At 70.8% G+C, this 15,150-nt stretch carries 15 protein-coding genes and 1 tRNA gene; 5 read left to right on the top strand and 11 right to left on the bottom strand.

The genetic code is table 11. The features are described from left to right. The first annotated feature begins 155 nt into the window (after nt 1-155). A complete protein-coding gene (gene ydfG / locus QMO56_RS01210) occupies nt 156-905 on the top strand; it encodes a bifunctional NADP-dependent 3-hydroxy acid dehydrogenase/3-hydroxypropionate dehydrogenase YdfG (RefSeq protein WP_283523193.1) in 750 nt (249 codons plus the stop codon). A gap of 360 nt (nt 906-1,265) precedes the next feature. On the opposite strand, the gene QMO56_RS01205 is transcribed toward ydfG, so the two are convergent. The 4 genes from QMO56_RS01205 to QMO56_RS01190 form a co-directional block, all read right to left on the bottom strand. Further along, nucleotides 1,266-1,667, bottom strand: coding sequence for an Hpt domain-containing protein (locus QMO56_RS01205; RefSeq protein ID WP_283523192.1), 402 nt, complete (start codon nt 1,665-1,667; stop codon nt 1,266-1,268). Nucleotides 1,668-1,677: 10 nt separating this feature from the next. Next, nucleotides 1,678-2,904 carry a multidrug effflux MFS transporter gene (locus QMO56_RS01200; protein ID WP_283523191.1) on the bottom strand — a complete coding sequence of 409 codons (1,227 nt, stop codon included), beginning with the start codon at nt 2,902-2,904 and terminating at the stop codon, nt 1,678-1,680. A 106-nt stretch (nt 2,905-3,010) separates the two neighbouring features. Beyond that, nucleotides 3,011-3,868: a TIGR01459 family HAD-type hydrolase gene (locus QMO56_RS01195; RefSeq protein ID WP_283523190.1), complete on the bottom strand. Its 858-nt coding sequence runs from the start codon at nt 3,866-3,868 to the stop codon at nt 3,011-3,013. Beyond that, nucleotides 3,865-4,926: a quinone-dependent dihydroorotate dehydrogenase gene (locus QMO56_RS01190; protein WP_283523189.1), complete on the bottom strand. Its 1,062-nt coding sequence runs from the start codon at nt 4,924-4,926 to the stop codon at nt 3,865-3,867. Before QMO56_RS01190 ends, QMO56_RS01195 begins: the two co-directional genes overlap by 4 nt. A gap of 111 nt (nt 4,927-5,037) precedes the next feature. On the opposite strand from QMO56_RS01190, the gene QMO56_RS01185 reads away from it, so the two are divergent. Continuing rightward, a complete protein-coding gene (locus QMO56_RS01185) occupies nt 5,038-5,889 on the top strand; it encodes a DMT family transporter (RefSeq protein WP_283523188.1) in 852 nt (283 codons plus the stop codon). A 140-nt stretch (nt 5,890-6,029) separates the two neighbouring features. On the opposite strand, the gene QMO56_RS01180 is transcribed toward QMO56_RS01185, so the two are convergent. After that, complete coding sequence (locus QMO56_RS01180; RefSeq protein WP_283523187.1) at nt 6,030-6,899, bottom strand: tetratricopeptide repeat protein; 870 nt, start codon at nt 6,897-6,899, stop codon at nt 6,030-6,032. Nucleotides 6,900-6,969: 70 nt separating this feature from the next. Between QMO56_RS01180 and QMO56_RS01175 the strand changes: the two genes are divergently transcribed. Further along, entirely contained in the window at nt 6,970-7,851 is an 882-nt protein-coding gene (locus QMO56_RS01175) for an SDR family NAD(P)-dependent oxidoreductase (RefSeq protein ID WP_349362335.1), read from the top strand. 32 nt (nt 7,852-7,883) lie between these two features. After that, nucleotides 7,884-9,110 carry a 5-aminolevulinate synthase gene (hemA, locus tag QMO56_RS01170; RefSeq protein WP_283523186.1) on the top strand — a complete coding sequence of 409 codons (1,227 nt, stop codon included), beginning with the start codon at nt 7,884-7,886 and terminating at the stop codon, nt 9,108-9,110. Nucleotides 9,111-9,243: 133 nt separating this feature from the next. Here hemA and QMO56_RS01165 read toward each other — a convergent pair whose 3' ends face one another. The 4 genes from QMO56_RS01165 to QMO56_RS01150 all read right to left on the bottom strand — a co-directional run bounded on the left by QMO56_RS01165 (nt 9,244) and on the right by QMO56_RS01150 (nt 12,427). Continuing rightward, a complete protein-coding gene (locus QMO56_RS01165) occupies nt 9,244-10,524 on the bottom strand; it encodes a TRAP transporter large permease (RefSeq protein WP_283523185.1) in 1,281 nt (426 codons plus the stop codon). A gap of 34 nt (nt 10,525-10,558) precedes the next feature. Beyond that, nucleotides 10,559-11,104 (bottom strand): TRAP transporter small permease, encoded by a 546-nt coding sequence (locus QMO56_RS01160; protein WP_283523184.1) that lies wholly within the window; start codon nt 11,102-11,104, stop codon nt 10,559-10,561. Nucleotides 11,105-11,109: 5 nt separating this feature from the next. Then, nucleotides 11,110-12,123 carry a TRAP transporter substrate-binding protein DctP gene (gene dctP / locus QMO56_RS01155; protein WP_283523183.1) on the bottom strand — a complete coding sequence of 338 codons (1,014 nt, stop codon included), beginning with the start codon at nt 12,121-12,123 and terminating at the stop codon, nt 11,110-11,112. A 229-nt stretch (nt 12,124-12,352) separates the two neighbouring features. Next, a tRNA-Val gene (locus QMO56_RS01150) sits at nt 12,353-12,427 on the bottom strand. A 131-nt stretch (nt 12,428-12,558) separates the two neighbouring features. On the opposite strand from QMO56_RS01150, the gene QMO56_RS01145 reads away from it, so the two are divergent. After that, the gene (locus tag QMO56_RS01145; RefSeq protein WP_408906492.1) at nt 12,559-13,437 is read left to right on the top strand and encodes an N-formylglutamate amidohydrolase; all 879 of its coding nucleotides are present in this window, start codon (nt 12,559-12,561) and stop codon (nt 13,435-13,437) included. Nucleotides 13,438-13,792: 355 nt separating this feature from the next. Here QMO56_RS01145 and QMO56_RS01140 read toward each other — a convergent pair whose 3' ends face one another. Next, nucleotides 13,793-14,323: a carboxymuconolactone decarboxylase family protein gene (locus QMO56_RS01140; protein ID WP_283523181.1), complete on the bottom strand. Its 531-nt coding sequence runs from the start codon at nt 14,321-14,323 to the stop codon at nt 13,793-13,795. 146 nt (nt 14,324-14,469) lie between these two features. Beyond that, nucleotides 14,470-15,042: a peroxiredoxin gene (locus QMO56_RS01135; RefSeq protein WP_283523180.1), complete on the bottom strand. Its 573-nt coding sequence runs from the start codon at nt 15,040-15,042 to the stop codon at nt 14,470-14,472. Nucleotides 15,043-15,150 lie beyond the last annotated feature (108 nt).

Here is a 15,150-nt window from a genome sequence, read left to right as displayed (position 1 = left end):
CAAGTCCCCGCGCTGCAGAAGGCACAGCGCCAAACTGACAGAAAGAAGATGGGGGCTCGGGGGCATTCCTTCCCCCGTCCTTGTTTGCCGAGCGGGCTTCCCTCGCTCTGGGCGCGCTGCCATACGGGACAGGCACCGAGCCAGGAGCCAGTCGCATGATCCTTCTCGTCACCGGAGCCACTTCCGGCTTCGGCGCCTCCATTGCGCGCCGCTTCGCGCAGGATGGCGCCCGCATCATCGCCATCGGCCGCCGCGCCGACCGGCTGGAGGCCCTGGCTCGGGAGCTGGGCGAAGGGCAGGTGCTGCCGCTTGCGCTGGACGTGCGCGATAGTGCCGCCATCCAGGCCGCCATCGCCGGCCTGCCGGCCGACTGGGCGGAGATCGACGTGCTGGTGAACAATGCCGGCCTTGCCCTTGGCCTGGAGCCGGCCCAGCGCGCCAGCCTGGCCGACTGGGAGATGATGATCGACACCAACGCCAAGGGGCTGGTGGCGATGACGCATGCCGTGCTGCCGGGCATGGTGGCGCGCAACCGCGGGCATGTGGTGAACATCGGTTCCACGGCGGGCGAGTGGCCCTATCCCGGCGGCAACGTCTACGGCGCCACCAAGGCCTTCGTGCGCCAGTTCAGCCTGAACCTGCGCGCCGACCTGCACGGCACTGCGGTGCGCGTGACCGACATCGAGCCCGGTCTGGTCGGCGGCACCGAGTTCTCCACCATCCGCTTCGGCGGCGATGCCGCCAAGGCCGCCGGCGTCTACGAGGGCACGGAGGCGCTGACGCCGGAGGATATCGCCGATGCAGTGCACTGGGTCGCCACCCGCCCGGCGCGGGTCAATGTGAATACCCTGCAGGTGATGCCGGTCTGTCAGGCCTTCGGCCCGCTGCGCGTGCACCGCGGCTGAGGGCGGCGCTGCCCCGCTCAGGCGGGGGCGGCTGGGACGCTCAGCCCCTGGAGCGGACAGGGCGGTCCGACCAGATCGCCCTCCCTGGATCAGGGCGCAGCTCTCGTCCAACTGCCGGGTCAGCTGATGGCGGAGGCGAGGCGGTGCGGCAGCCCGGCCAGCAGGGCGAAGCGCAGCTCATGCTCCTGTGTCAGGCATGCATGGACCCTTACCCTCCACGCCGGCCTCTCCAGCCGGGCGGCGGCCGCTGCTGCTGCTGCCGGCAAGAGGCAAGGACCTGCCCGCGCTTCCGGATCATGATCTTGCGCGAATCGTGAAGCTTTGCCGCGGTGGGGCAGCATGCCGCACCGCAGCCTCCGGTCAGAGGCTGGGAGGAGCGCCTGGAAGCGCCTGCAGCGCGCGAAGGGTGGCATCAAGGATGCGTTCGATCTCCTCCAATTCCTGCGAGCCGGCCTGCGGAGGGATTGGGCCGAGCGCCAGGCGCGCCTGCCGCTCCAGGGCCTGAGCGCCGATCGAGGCGGCCGTCCCGGCCAGCGCATGCGCGCTGCGCCGGCAGCCTTCCGCATCCGCCCGCTGGGCTGCCTGCCGCATTTCCCCGGTGAGGCGGGAGAGGTCGGCCGCGAAGGTGCGCACGACTTCGTCAAAGACGTTGGGCGGCAGCTCGGCGGCAAGTTGCAGAGCGATCTGAGGGTCGAGGACATCCACGTCGTGACGGTGGCAAACCGCTCGCGCCGGGTCAACGCGCCGGGGGCTCAGGACCATGTCACCGTGCTCACGCAGCCTGCCTTGCGCCGCGCAGCGCCAGCTGGGCGCCGAGCGCGCAGCCGGCCATGGTGGCCGCCGTACCAATGCCCGAGCCCAGTTCGACCGCACCGGCCAGCAGTGTCATCACCGCGCCGCAGGCCATCTGCGCCGCCCCCACCAGCCCCGAAGCGGTGCCGGCAAGTTGTGGCCGCACGCTCACGGCGGCGGCGACGGCGCTGGGCTGTGACAGGCCGTTGCCCAGGGCCACGATGCTCATCGGCAGGAAGAACAGCAGCAGGGAAGGCGGCAGGAGTGCCTGCACCGCCACTCCCAGCAAGGTCCCCGCCGTGCTGCCCGCGAGGCCGAGATGCAGCATCCGCGCCAGTCCCAGCCGCGCGGAGAAGCGGCCGGCCAGGAAGGAGCCGGCGGCGAAGGCGACCGAGATGGTCATGAAGGCGATGGCATAGACCCGCGCCGTATGCCCCATCCCCTCCATGATCACGCGCGGCGCACCCGACATGAAGGCGAAGAACACGCCAGAGGTGCAGGCGGTGATGGCGGCGTAGCAGCGGAAGGTCCGCACGCCCGCGAGCTGCCAATAGCCCCGCGCCATGCCGCTCAGGCCGGGCAGCGGCTGCGGCTCGGCGAGGGTCTCGGGCATGCGCAGCGCCAGCAGCGCGATGACCGCCCCGAACAGCACGCAGGCCAGCATGACGGCCCGCCAGCCGAAGGCCGCCGCCAGTTCCGCCCCGATCAGCGGCGCCAGCATCGGCGCCACCGTCATGCCCATCATCACGAAGCCGATCTTGCTGGCCGCCTGGTCGCGCGGGAAGACGTCGCGGATGATGGCGCGGGAGAGCACCATGCCGGCGCAGCCGCCAGCCGCCTGTGCCGCCCGCGCCACCACCAGCCAGCCGATGGCGGGCGCCAGCAGCGCCGCCAGCGAGCCCAGCAGATAGACCCCCATCCCCAGCAGCAGCACGGGCCGCCGGCCGAAGCGGTCGGAGAGCGGTCCATAGATCAGCTGCCCCAGCGCGATGCCGATCAGATAGACGGTCAACGTCATCTGCGCGGTGGCGTAGGGCACGCTGAAGATCACTGCCAGCAGCGGCAGGGAAGGAATGATGATCTGCATGCTGAAGGGGCCGAGGCCCATCAGCAGGGTCAGCACCCAGGTCTGCGGCACTTTCCGGGGTGGCGGCAGGGCTGCCGGCAGCAAGGACGGGTCCGGTTGTACGACGTCACGCGGGCTCATGCCGCAGCCTATGGGAATGCTCCCCAAGAGCACCAGCCGTGCCGCACCGCTATCGCGCCGGAAGGCATGCTTCCGGCGCGGGTCTGGTGCGCGCCCGTCTTGACGCTTACCAGCGCAGGCTGCGCAGCGCGGCCATCGGCCGCACCCCCTCCCGTTCCGCCTCGCGGTCCAGCAGGGCCGGGGAGGGATCAGCTCCCAGATTGTCGGCGGCCAGCCCGGTCAGCGCCCAGATGGCATCGATGCCCACCGCCGCCGCGCCGGCCAGATCGGTGTGCGGCGTGTCGCCAATGGCGACGATCCGCCCGGCCGGCATCGCCAGGGTGGCGAGCACCGTCTCGTAGACCATGGCGTCGGGCTTGCCGATCTCCATCACGTCGCCACCCAGTTCCAGGTAGCGGTCGGCGAAGGCGCCGGCGCAGATCAGCCGCTGGCCGCTGACCATCACCGCGCGGTCCGGGTTGGTGCAGACCATCGGCAGCTTCGCCGCCGCGCAGGCCGCCAGCATCGGCTGGTAGGGTTCCACGCTCTGCCGGCCATGCTCGAAGTCCGGGCCGGTGTTGAGCACGAAATCCGCCTCTTCCGGCCGCGTGGCCAGTGGCACGTCCAGTTCCTCGATCACCGAGAGGTCGCGCTCCGGCCCGATATGGAAGGCGCGGCGCCCGAGCCTGGCGAACCAGGGATGCGTCCGGTCGCGCAGCAGCGTCCAGGCGACCTCGCCGCTGGTGACGATGCGGTCGAACAGTTCCGGCTCCAGCCCCATCTCGGCCAGTGCCGCGCCGACCGTCCAGGCGCGCCGCGGTGCGTTGGAGAGCAGCACGATGCGCTTGCCACGCCGCCGCATCTCCCGCAGCGCCTCCGGCACGCCGGGATAGGGCTTCTCGCCGTCGTGCAGCACGCCCCAGATGTCGAGGACGAAGCCGTCATGGCTCTCGGCCAGCGGCGCCACGGATTCCAGGATCTTCATCGCAGGTCGGCTCCCACCGCGTCATGGACATGGGCAAATCCGTCGCGCCGGAGCAGCGCGGCCAGCTCGCGTTTCAGTTTCGGCACCAGCGCCGGCCCCGCATAGGCGAAGGCGGCGTAGAACTGCACCAGCGAGGCGCCGGCGCGGATCTTGGCATAGGCCTGCTCGGCGCTGGCGACGCCGCCGCAGCCGATCAGCACCAGCCGCCCCGCCGCCAGCCCATAGACCCGCCGCAGCAGCGCGGTCGAGGGCGCGAAGAGCGGCTGCCCGGAAAGCCCGCCCGTCTCGCCCTTGTGGGCGCTGCGCAGGCTGGCGGGGCGGGCGATGGTGGTGTTGCTGACGATCAGCCCCGCAACCCCATGCGCCACGCAGGTCTCGACCAGCGCCGGCACCGCCTCCTCCGCGAGGTCGGGCGCGATCTTCACCAGCACCGGCGGCTGGCGCGGCGCCCCGGCCCGGGCCTCGGCGACGGCGGCGAGAATGGCGGCCAGCTTCGCCTCGCCCTGCAGGTCCCGCAGCCCCGGCGTGTTGGGCGAGGAGACGTTGATCGTGACATAGTCCGCCTGCGGCGCCACGGCGCGGTAGAGCGAGGGGTAGTCGTGCTCGGGGGCGGCACCTTCCTTGTTGATGCCGATATTCGCCCCGAGCACCGCCGGAAGCGGCCGCCGCAGCGCCGCGAGGCGCGCCATGAAGGCCTGCACCCCCTCGTTGTTCATGCCCATGCGGTTGATCACCGCTGCGTCCTCCGGCAGCCGGAACAGCCGGGGCCGGGGGTTGCCCGACTGCGGCCGCGGCGTGGTGGTGCCGGGCTCGACGAAGCCAAAGCCCAGCCGCATCAGCGGCGCCACCGCCACGGCGTCCTTGTCGAAGCCCGCCGCCAGCCCGATCGGGTTGCGGAAGTCGAGGCCGAGGGCGCGCGTCGCCAGCACCGGGTCGTCCGGCGTGCTGTCGGCGCCGGCCAGGCCGAGCGCCAGCGCCTTCAGGGCCAGGCGGTGCGCGCGTTCGGGGTCCATGCCGCGCATCAGCGGCATCAGGGCGGAGGCGAGGGCAGGGGTCATGTCAGGCCCGCTTGTGCCTCGCCGCGCCGCACATGGAAAGCCGCGAATTGACGCCGCGGCCTGCGCACCGCAGAAGCCCAGCCTCAATCCTGGGGGGGAGGAGGCGCGGCCTTGCGGGGTTCCGTGCTGATGCTGGCCGCGCTCGGCCTGTTCGCCGCGCTGGATGCCAACAGCAAGCTGCTGTCCGGCAGCTATCCGGTGGCGCAGGTGGTGCTGATCTGGCATGTCGTGATGCTGGCGCTGCTGGCGGCCGCGCGGCTCGCCCGCCCCGGCCTTGGCAGCGAGCTCGGCACCCGCCATCCCGGCCTGCACCTGCTGCGCGCGGCCGCGATGCTGGGCTCTGCCTTCGGCTTCTTCCAGGCGCTGCGCGAGATCCCGCTGGTCGAGGCCTATCTCGTCTACTTCACCGCGCCCTTCATCACCCTCGCCCTCGCCGCGACGGTGCTGGGCGAGCGGATGCCGCGCGCTGCCTGGCTGTGGAGCGGGGTTGGCTTCCTCGGCGTTCTGGTGGCGATGGCGCCCGGCCTGCGCGCCGGCGGCAGCCTGCTGGCCTATGGCTATTCCCTGCTCGGCGCGGTGAGCTACGCGCTGGTGCTCACCATCAACCGCGGCCTGCGGAACGAGCCCGGCGTCGCCCGGCTGATCCTGTGGTCGGCGCTGCCGGGCGGGCTGGTGCTGCTGCCCTTCACGCTGGGGCACTGGGTGCCGCCCGCGCCGGCGGACTGGTTCTCTCTCGCGCTGAACGGGGTGATCGCCGGGGCAGGGACCATCTGCCTCGCCCTGGCCTTCCGCCATGCCAGCGCGGCGCAGCTCGCGCCGCTGGAGTTCTCGGCGCTGCTCTGGGCGGTGCTGGCGGATGCCACCCTCTGGGGTGTGCTGCCTTCTCTCGCCACGCTGGCCGGCGCGGCGATCGTGGTGCTGGCCTGCGTCATGAGCCAGCGCGCACAACGCGCGGCAGGCTGAGGGAAAAAGATCGGGGGAAGGAATTCCCCCGAACCCCCATCTTCTTTTTGTCTGTTTCAGGCGGCGCGAGCCGCCAGCGCGGGCAACTCGAAGAAAAAAGAAGGGGGGCGGGGGAATTCATTCCCCCGGTCTTGCCGGCCTCACCGCCGCCGCGGCCCTGCCTCGTTCAGCGCCAGGTTCTGCTGCGCCAGGTCCGCCGCGGCGCTGTCCGGCGCCAGGCGGATGGTTTCCTGCCAGTCCGCCCGCGCCCCCGCCGCGTCGCCCTTCAGTTGCCGCAGGATGCCGCGCTCCAGCAGCGCCTCGGCATGGTTCGGGTCCAGCGTAAGCGCATGCTCGACATCCCGCATCGCCTCGTCCGTGCGGTCCAGGTGGCGCAGCGCGGCAGCGCGGAACACCCAGCTGTCAGGTCGGCTGCCGTCCTCGGCGACGGCGTGGTCGAGATCTTGCAGCGCCTCGGAATAGCGGCCGAGGCTGGCGGCGGCCACGGCACGGTCCACCAGCAGCGAGGGATCGTCCGGCCGCAGGGTCAGGGCCAGGGTGCTCGCCCCATAGGCGCGCTGGGGCGCGCCGACCATCATCCAGGCCTGCGAGGCCTGGGCGAAGACCGAAGCACGCGCTGCCGCGCTGGCACCCGAACCGGCGGCCAGCCGCTCCAGGCGCCCTGCTGCGCTCTCCAGGTCGCCGGCGGCCAGCAGGCCGAGCGCCAGGCAGTGCCGCGCCCCGTCACCGCCGCCGCGTTCCTCCCAGGCCCCGGCACGAGTGATGGCCGCCTCCGGGTCGGTGCGCAGCAGGGCGAGGCAGGCGTCGTATTCCGGGCCTTCGGCGAGGCGTGGCGGCTCGGGCGGCAGGGGCAGCGCCTCGGCGCCGGGGATGGGTGGCGCGGCGCGCCTTTCCGGCTCCGCGGCTTCCAGGGGGGTAGGGTCGTGCAGCAGGAAGCTGGCACCCGCCAGCATCGCCATCGACACGCCGGCGAACGCGCCCAGCAGCGCGGTGCGGAGGGGGGCTCGCATGGCCGGCACTCTAGCGCCGCCCCGGAGACTGCGCCACATGCCGGAAATGACACAGCCAATCTTGAAGTCCATGGTCGTGCTGGGGCTGGGCTATGCGGGGCAGGCGGTGGCGCGCGCCGCGCTGGCCGCCGGCTTCCCAGTGGCCGCCACCCGCCGTGCGCCCCGGCCAGGCGAGGCGCCCGCGGGCATCACGCTGTTGCCCTTCGCCGAGGCGGGGCCGGCTATCGCCGCCGCCACGCATCTGGTCATCACCGCCGGACCGGACGCGGCAGGGGAGGACCCGGTGCTCGCCACCCATCGCGAGGCCCTGCGCGCCGCCACCGGGCTGCGCTGGGCCGGCTATCTCTCCACCACCGGCGTCTATGGCGACCGCGGCGGCGGCTGGGTGGACGAGGCCACGCCCCCCGCGCCGCTGCAGGAGCGCACGCGGCGCCGCCTCCGCGCCGAGCAGGGCTGGGCCGCCGCGCTGGCCGGCACCGGCGCGGCGCTGGACCTGTTCCGCACCGCCGGCATCTACGGCCCCGGCCGCAGCGTGCTGGACGACCTGCGCTCCGGCCAGGCGCGGCGGGTGGACAAGCCCGGCCACCTCTTCTCCCGCATCCATCGCGACGACATCGCCGCCGCCGTGATCGCCGCCGCGCTGAACCCGCCCCCGCCCGGCGGGCCGCCCCGCGTGCTGCACTTGGCTGACGACGAGCCTTCCCCCAGTGCCATCGTGACCGAGGAGGCTGCCCGCCTGCTCCGGATCGCCCCGCCGCCGCTGGTGCCCTTCGCCGAGGCGCATGCCGCCATGTCCCCCATGGCGCGTTCCTTCTGGGCGGAGAACCGGCGGGTGGCCAATGCCGCGACCAAGGCGGCGCTCAGCCTTGCCTGGCGCTACCCGAGCTACCGGGAGGGGCTGCGCGGCATCCTGGCGGAAGAAGCATGCCAGCACGGCACCGATCCTGCGTGAAAACACGGCCCGACTGATCTATGCATCCGCGCATGGACACACGGCAGACGCTGCGGGCGCACTGCACGCAGCACCTCGAGACCATGCGGGCCGAAGGCCGCTATCGCGAGTTCGCCCGGCTGGAGAAGATCTCCGGCCGCTTCCCGATCTATCGCTGGCATCAGCCCGGCGCCGGCCCGGGAACGGCGCGCGAGATCACCGTGTGGTCGTCCAACGACTATCTCGGCATGGGCACCCACCCCACCGTGCAGCAGGCGGCGATCGACGCCATCACCGCCCATGGCGCCGGCGCCGGTGGCACGCGCAACATCTCCGGCACCTCGCCCTTGCACGCCACGCTGGAGGCCGAGCTGGCCGGCTGGCACGGCAAGCCCGCCGCCCTGCTCTTCGGCAGCGGCTACATGGCCAACCAGGCTGCGCTTCTGGCCCTCCTGGCCGCCCTGCCGGGGATGCAGGTCTTCTCCGACGCGATGAACCATGCCTCGATGATCGACGGCATGCGCCGCAGCCCTGCCAGGCGCCACATCTGGCGCCACAACGACCTCGGCCATCTGGAGGAACTGCTGCGCGCCGCCGATCCCGAGACGCCGAAGATGATCGCCTTCGAGAGCGTCTACTCGATGGAGGGCGACATCGCCCCGCTGCACGCGATCTGCGACCTCGCCGGGCGCTACAACGCCATCACCTACTGCGACGAGGTGCATGCCGTCGGCCTCTACGGCCCGAGCGGCGCCGGCATCGCCGAGCGGGACGGCGCGGCGGCGCGGATCGACGTCATCGAAGGCACGCTGGCCAAGGGCGTCGGCGTGGTGGGCGGCTATGTCGCCGCCGAGACCGACCTGGTGGACTACATCCGCTCCACCGCCGGTGGGCTGATCTTCACCACCGCCCTGCCGCCGCCCAACGTGGCCGCCGCGCTGGCCAGCATCCGCCACATTCGCACCGACGACGCCCTGCGCGGCCGGATGATGCAGCGCGCCGCCGCCCTCAAGGCGGCGCTGGACGCCGCCGGCCTGCCGCGCCTGCCCAGCCAGAGCCATATCGTGCCCATCCCGGTGCCGGGCGCCGATCGCTGCCGCGCCGTGGCCCGCCGCCTGCTGGAGGAGTTCGGCCTCTACGTCACCGCCATCAACTACCCGACCGTTCCGCGTGGCACTGAGCGCCTGCGGCTCTGCGCCACGCCTTTCCATGATGACGCCATGATCGCGGAGCTGGTGCGGGCGTTGGGGGCGGTGCTGCAGGTGGCTGAGGCGGCGTAAGGCCGGGGGGAATGAATTCCCCCCAGACCCCCCATCTTTTTTCTTCGAATTCCCCGCGCTGGCCGAAAGGGCAGAGCCGAACTGGCAAAAAGAAGATGGGGGTCCGGGGGAATTCTTTCCCCCGGCCTTTTTTCTACCCGCCGTACCCTGCCAGCCGCGGCAGCCAGAGCGCGATGCCGGGAAAGGCGATCAGCAGCGCGATGCCCACGGCCAGCATCAGCATGTAGGGGATGATGGAGCGGTTCACCTCGGCCAGCGGCGCCCCGGTGATCGCCTTGATGACCACGAGGTTCATCGCCACCGGCGGCGAAATGAGCGCCATTTCCAGGCTGATGGTCAGCAGCACGCCGTACCAGACCTTGTCGATGCCGAGCTGCCCGAGCACCGGCAGCACCGCTGGCATGGTCAGCAGGATGATGCTGAAGCTCTCCAGCACCAGCCCGAGCAGGAAGAGCAGCACCATCATGGCGAGCAGGAAGCCGGTGCGCGAGAGGCCCCAGGCCAGCACGAGGTCGGTCAGTTCCTGCGGCACCCGCAGCTTGGTCAGCATGTAGCCGTAGATGGCGGCCCCGGCGATGATCATCAGCAGCATGGCGCTGGTGCGGGTCGCCTCCTGCACGCCGTCCAGCAGGTCGCGCCAGGTCATGCTGCGATAGATCAGCGCGGCGATCAGCAGGGCGTAGAGCGTGCCGGTGCCGGCCGCCTCGGTGGCGGTGAAGACGCCCATGTAGATGCCGCCGAGCACGAAGACGGGCAGCGAGAGGCTCCAGCCGGCGCGCTTCAGCGCCTGCGCCGCGTTCTCCGGTGGCGGGTCGTCGGCGGGGGCGACGGCGCGGCCCTCGGTGAGGAAGCAGTAGGCGGCGAACATGGCGGCGATCAGCAGGCCCGGCAGCAGCCCGGCCAGGAACAGCGCGCCGACGCTGGTTTCCGTGACATAGGCGTAGAGCACCATGGGCGCCGAGGGCGGGATCAGGATGCCGAGCGTGCCGCCGCCCGCCACCACGCCGAAGGCGCCGCGCCGGCTCATGCCGTAACGCAGCATCTGCGGGATGGCGATCTTGCCCACGGTCAGCGCGGTGGCGACCGAGGAGCCGGAAATGGCGGCGAAGATCGTGCAGGCGGCGACCGTGGCGATGCCGACGCCGCCGCGCACCCGCCGCAGCATGGCGAAGGCGGCACCATAGAGGTCATCCACCACCCGGCCGCGCACCATCACATGCGCCATCAGCATGAAGAGCGGGATGGCCACCAGCAGATAGCCGTCGAGCTGCCCGATCACCAGTTCGCCGAGCGCGGGGAGGCCGCCCTCCACCCAGAGCAGCACGCCAAGCGGCAGCAGGAACAGCGCCACGAACATCGGCAGGCCGAGATAGAGCAGCACCAGCAGCGCCGCGAGCAGTGCGAAGAAGGTCATGGTCGGTCCGGGCGGCTTATCGGGGGGGGCGGGCTCACTCGCCGCGCGCGAGGGTGTCGCGCGGCAGCTCCTGGGCGCCCTGATCGGCGTAGTCCGGCTCCTGCCCGAGCAGCAGCACGATGGATTGCGTCAGCGAGACCACCAGCAGCACCGTCGCGCCGATCGGCAGCAGCGCCTGGATCCACCAGACCGGCACGCCCTCGATCTCGGTCATCACGCCGATCATGCGGCTGAAGGCCACCGTCTCCAGCCCCGATTGCAGCAGGATGCCGGCCACCAGCGCGACGGAGAGGGTGCCCAGCAGCCGCGCCCCGCGCGAGGCGCGGCCGCGCAGGCGGCCGGTCAGCACGTCCACGCCAATATGCTCGAAGCGCCGCTGCGCCTCGGGCGCCGCCAGCAGCACCAGGGCGACGACCAGCCAGCCGGCGGTCTTGTCGATCCAGGGCTGCGGCAGGCCGGCCAGGTAGCGCGCCCCCACCGAGATCGCCACCAGCACCAGGCACAGTACCGTGGCCAGCGCGCCAAAGGCGGCCGCGAGCCCGGAGACCCCCTTCGCCAGGCCGGAGAGAAGGCGCGCCACCCTCCTCACAGCGCGCGCATCAGTTCAAGCGCGCGCGGCCCACCCTCCGGAGCGAGGCGCAGGAAGGCGTCCACCACCGGCTTCTGCATGGCGGCGCTCCAGGCGGCGCTTTCCTCGGCGGTCTGGTCGTGCACGGTCATGCCGCGCTTCTGCAACTCGGCCTGGGCGTCCGCCGCGATCTTCTCGGTGAGCGGGATCTGGTCCTGTTCCGCCTGCTGCGCGGACCTGGCGATGATCGCCTGCTGCTCCGGCTTCAGGCCCGACCACCAGCGCGGGTTCACATAGACATGGGTGAACACGCAGAACCACGGCGCCACCGTGCCGTATTTCTGGAACTCGTAGAAGCGGCGGGAGACGGCCGCGGAGACGTCGGTCAGACCGGCATCCAGCACGCCGGACTGCAGCGCCTGCGGCACCTCGGGGCCTGGCATGGAGGAGGGCGCGGCGCCGACGGCGGTCAGCGCATGGTCGGTCAGCGCGTTCAGGCCGCGGATCTTCAGGCCCTTGAAGTCCTCGGTCTTGATGATCGGCTTCTGGTTGCTGGTGAAGATCGCCTTCCGGGTGGTGTAGAGCCACATCAGGTTGCGGACGGCGCGCTTCTGCAGCAGCCCCTCCAGATAGGTCGCGGCCGCCGAGCCCGGGAACTTCTTGATCCGCTCCAGGTCGGAGAAGAGGTAGGGCAGGGTGAGCACGTTCATTTCCGGCAGGGTGTTGCCCCACTGGAAGTTCACCGCCGCCGCCGCCTCGAAGGCGCCGCGCGCCACGGCTGGGAAGTTCTCGCCGGCGCGGGCGAGCTGCTCGGCCGGAAAGACCTGCACCTCGATCTCGCCCTTGCTCTCCGCCTTCACCCGCTCGGCGAAGGCCTGCAGGATGACGGCATGCTGATGGCTCGGCGGGAACTGGTGCGAGAGCCGCATGGTGACGGCGGGGCTGGCCGCCGCCTGGGCACGGGCCAGGCGCGGCAGGGCGGGGGCGGCGAGGCCGGCGGCGGAGGCCAGCAGCAGGCGGCGGCGATGCATGGTGGGCGATTTCCCCGAATGCTCTTGTCGCCGCTGTCCTTGCAGCGCCCGGGAAAGGCGGTCAACCTTTCCGGCAAGCTTCTGGCGCTCTTCCGATATGTTTATTTCAAACATCTCCCGCCCTGCGCAATTTGGCCTCAGGGTGGGCGGCGCCGATGACGCGGCCGGCGCCAAACGCAAAAAGCCCGCGCGGAGGCGGGCATCGGAAAGCCTGAAAGGGGGAGGTGGATGGTGGGCGCGACAGGGATTGAACCTGTGACCTTCCCCGTGTCAGGGGGACGCTCTCCCGCTGAGCTACGCGCCCATCCGGTCGGGCCGGCTCTCTATCCTGCCTGCGGGGCAAGGGCAAGAGCAGATCGGCGCCCGGACGAAAAAGCTTTGTCACGGCCCGAGTCGTGACATCAGGACGACACTGTGGCTTCATCTCTGTGGATCATGGATCTTCCGATGCCGCGCCTCGCCGGGCATGACACGCCTGGCCCTTTCCAGTTGACGCACCCTGCCGTGCAGCGGGCGCCGCTGGTCTTCGCCTCGCCGCATTCCGGCCGGCAATACCCCGAGGCGTTCCTGGCGGCCTCGCGCCTGGACGCGCATGCGGTGCGCCGCTCGGAGGACTCCTTCGTGGACGAACTGTTCGCCGCCGCGCCGGCGCTTGGCGCGCCGCTGCTGGCCGCCAATTTCCCGCGCGCCTTCTGCGACGCCAACCGGGAGCCCTGGGAACTGGACCCGGCGATGTTCGAGGAACCGCTGCCGGCCTGGGTGAACAGCGCCAGCCCGCGGGTGGGCGCCGGGCTCGGCACCATCGCGCGGGTGGTGGCCAGCGGTGAGCCGATCTACCGCCGCCGCCTGCCCTTTCGCGAGGCGGAGGAGCGGGTGCAGCGCTGCTGGCAGCCCTACCACGCCGCTCTGGCCGGGCTGATCGCCGAAACCAAGCAGCGCTTCGGCTGCTGCCTGCTGCTGGACTGCCATTCCATGCCGGCGCATCCGGCCCAGCCGCAGAACGCGCCCGACATGGTGCTGGGCGACGCGCATGGCACGGCCTGCGCGCCCCGCGCGGTGCGGCGGGTGGAGGAGCAGCTCTGGGCCATGGGCTACCGGGTCCGTCGCAACGACCCTTATGCCGGCGGCTACGTGACCCGCCATTATGGCCGCCCGCGCGAGGCGGTGCATGTGCTGCAGATCGAGACGGCCCGCGCGCTCTACATGGACGAGGGCCGGATCGAGCGGCTGCCGGGCATGGCCAAGCTGCAGCGCGACTTCGCCGCCCTGATCGCCGGCCTGATGGAGATGGACTGGGACTTCCTGCGGGGCTGATCGGCGAAGGAAGGCGGTGCAGCCCGGGCGGCGCGCAAAAAAAAAGGCGGTGCCAGAAGCACCGCCGAGTTTAGGGAGGAAACGTCCAAGAAAGACAGTCACGCAGCGTACTGCGTGGCTGCGAGAGGGAAGATATGCGGGCGGTCGTTCGTATGCAAGTGGTTTTTCGCGGTGCAGCACGGATCCTGCCTGCAGCTGGAGCATGTCCGTATGCAGAAAATGCATAACGAATGGGCTCCCTTCCCTCGATCAACAAAAAACCCCGCACGGGGCGGGGTTTCTGCCTGGAAGCTGGGCAAAATCGAGGCGGTGCAGACAGCCTCCCCGTTGGGAAAGCGGCCGCGCCTGCCCGATCTCAGGCGGCGAGGGCGTCCTCAGCGTCCAGCACGCCGGCCACGGCATGCACGACAGAGGCGATTCGCACTGCTGTCTGCACCTGCTCACTGGTCAGGCCGCCATGCTTCACAACCTTTTCATGGCTCTCCATGCACATGCCACAACCGTTGATGGCGGAAACGGCGAGAGACCACAACTCGAAATCCGCTTTCTCCACGCCCGGCTTGGCCATGACGTTCATGCGCAGCTTGGCCGGCATGTTGCCGTAGTCGCCACCCACCAGATGGGTGAAGCGGTAGTAGACGTTGTTCATGCCCATGATGGCCGCGGCGGCCTTGGCGGCCGTCAGCGCCTCCGGGGAGAGCTTCGGGCCGAACTCGGCCACCAGCGCCTTGGTCACCTCGGCATTGCGGCTGGCGATCGCGCTGGCGATGAAGGTGCCGGCGAGCTGCTGCTGATTGAGCACCGGCTCGGTCGCCAGACTGCCAAGGTTCAGCTTCAGGTCACGGGCATAGTCGGGCAGGCGGGCGCGCAAGGCTTCGAGCGACATGCGAAGGGATCCTCCGGTCTTCTCTGGGGTGGTCGGTCAGGGGGGGCGATGGGCGGAGCCGGTCCTGTGGCCGGACCGGTTCGGCGCAGTGCCGCCGGGGGAAGGGCGTGCGGCCGGCGGGGGTTCGCCCCGCCGGCGCGTCGCCGTCAGGCGGCCTGGAACAGCTCTTCCGGCTTCAGGGTGTCGGTGCCCTTGTTCCAGTTGCAGGGGCACAGCTCATCCGTCTGCAGCGCATCGAGCACGCGCAGCACTTCCTGCGGATTGCGGCCGACGTTCAGGCCGTTCACCGAGGCCCACTGGATGGTGCCCTCGGGGTCCACGATGAAGGTGGCGCGGAGCGCGACGCCCTCGGCCTTGTCGAGAATGCCGAGCGCGGTGGACAGCTCACGCTTGGTGTCCGCCAGCATCGGGATCGGCAGGTCGTGGATGTCCTTGTTGTGGACGCGCCAGTTCAGGTGCACGAACTCGCTGTCGGTCGAGGCGCCGTAGAGCACCGCGTCGCGATCCTCGAACTCGCCGGCCAGCTTGCCGAAGGCGGCGATCTCGGTCGGGCAGATGAAGGTGAAGTCCTTCGGCCAGAAGAACACGACCTTCCACTTGCCGGCATCGGACTCGTTGGTGATCTGGGTGAAGGACTTGCCCGGGCCCTCCAGGCCCTCCGCACCGCCCTTCACAGCGGCCAGATTGAACGCCGGGAACTTGTCGCCAACAGTCAGCATGTCTGTTCAGCCCTTTCTGCGTGTTCTCTCATCCGGGTCGGGATCGCCCCGTCCGGCGGCGGCCTTGGTTATGGATGCTGCGCCGCACACATGCCAATGAATAGTTTT

This window comes from Roseomonas sp. E05, assembly GCF_030063475.1.
Lineage (GTDB): Bacteria > Pseudomonadota > Alphaproteobacteria > Acetobacterales > Acetobacteraceae > Pseudoroseomonas.
Note: the sequence above shows the minus strand (reverse complement) of the source record. Positions and strands in the feature narration are given on the sequence as shown.

Bases quoted from the DNA above. Each gene is read 5' to 3' on its own strand.
- hemA (WP_283523186.1), top strand. From the start codon at position 7,884: ATGGACACACGGCAGACGCTGCGGGCGCACTGCACGCAGCACCTCGAG.
- QMO56_RS01140 (WP_283523181.1), bottom strand. From the start codon at position 14,323: ATGTCGCTCGAAGCCTTGCGCGCCCGCCTGCCCGACTATGCCCGTGAC.
- QMO56_RS01165 (WP_283523185.1), bottom strand. From the start codon at position 10,524: ATGACCTTCTTCGCACTGCTCGCGGCGCTGCTGGTGCTGCTCTATCTC.
- QMO56_RS01180 (WP_283523187.1), bottom strand. From the start codon at position 6,899: ATGCGAGCCCCCCTCCGCACCGCGCTGCTGGGCGCGTTCGCCGGCGTG.
- QMO56_RS01195 (WP_283523190.1), bottom strand. From the start codon at position 3,868: ATGAAGATCCTGGAATCCGTGGCGCCGCTGGCCGAGAGCCATGACGGC.
- QMO56_RS01145 (WP_408906492.1), top strand. From the start codon at position 12,559: ATGGATCTTCCGATGCCGCGCCTCGCCGGGCATGACACGCCTGGCCCT.
- QMO56_RS01135 (WP_283523180.1), bottom strand. From the start codon at position 15,042: ATGCTGACTGTTGGCGACAAGTTCCCGGCGTTCAATCTGGCCGCTGTG.
- QMO56_RS01205 (WP_283523192.1), bottom strand. From the start codon at position 1,667: ATGGTCCTGAGCCCCCGGCGCGTTGACCCGGCGCGAGCGGTTTGCCAC.
- QMO56_RS01200 (WP_283523191.1), bottom strand. From the start codon at position 2,904: ATGAGCCCGCGTGACGTCGTACAACCGGACCCGTCCTTGCTGCCGGCA.
- dctP (WP_283523183.1), bottom strand. From the start codon at position 12,123: ATGCATCGCCGCCGCCTGCTGCTGGCCTCCGCCGCCGGCCTCGCCGCC.
- QMO56_RS01175 (WP_349362335.1), top strand. From the start codon at position 6,970: ATGGTCGTGCTGGGGCTGGGCTATGCGGGGCAGGCGGTGGCGCGCGCC.
- QMO56_RS01190 (WP_283523189.1), bottom strand. From the start codon at position 4,926: ATGACCCCTGCCCTCGCCTCCGCCCTGATGCCGCTGATGCGCGGCATG.
- ydfG (WP_283523193.1), top strand. From the start codon at position 156: ATGATCCTTCTCGTCACCGGAGCCACTTCCGGCTTCGGCGCCTCCATT.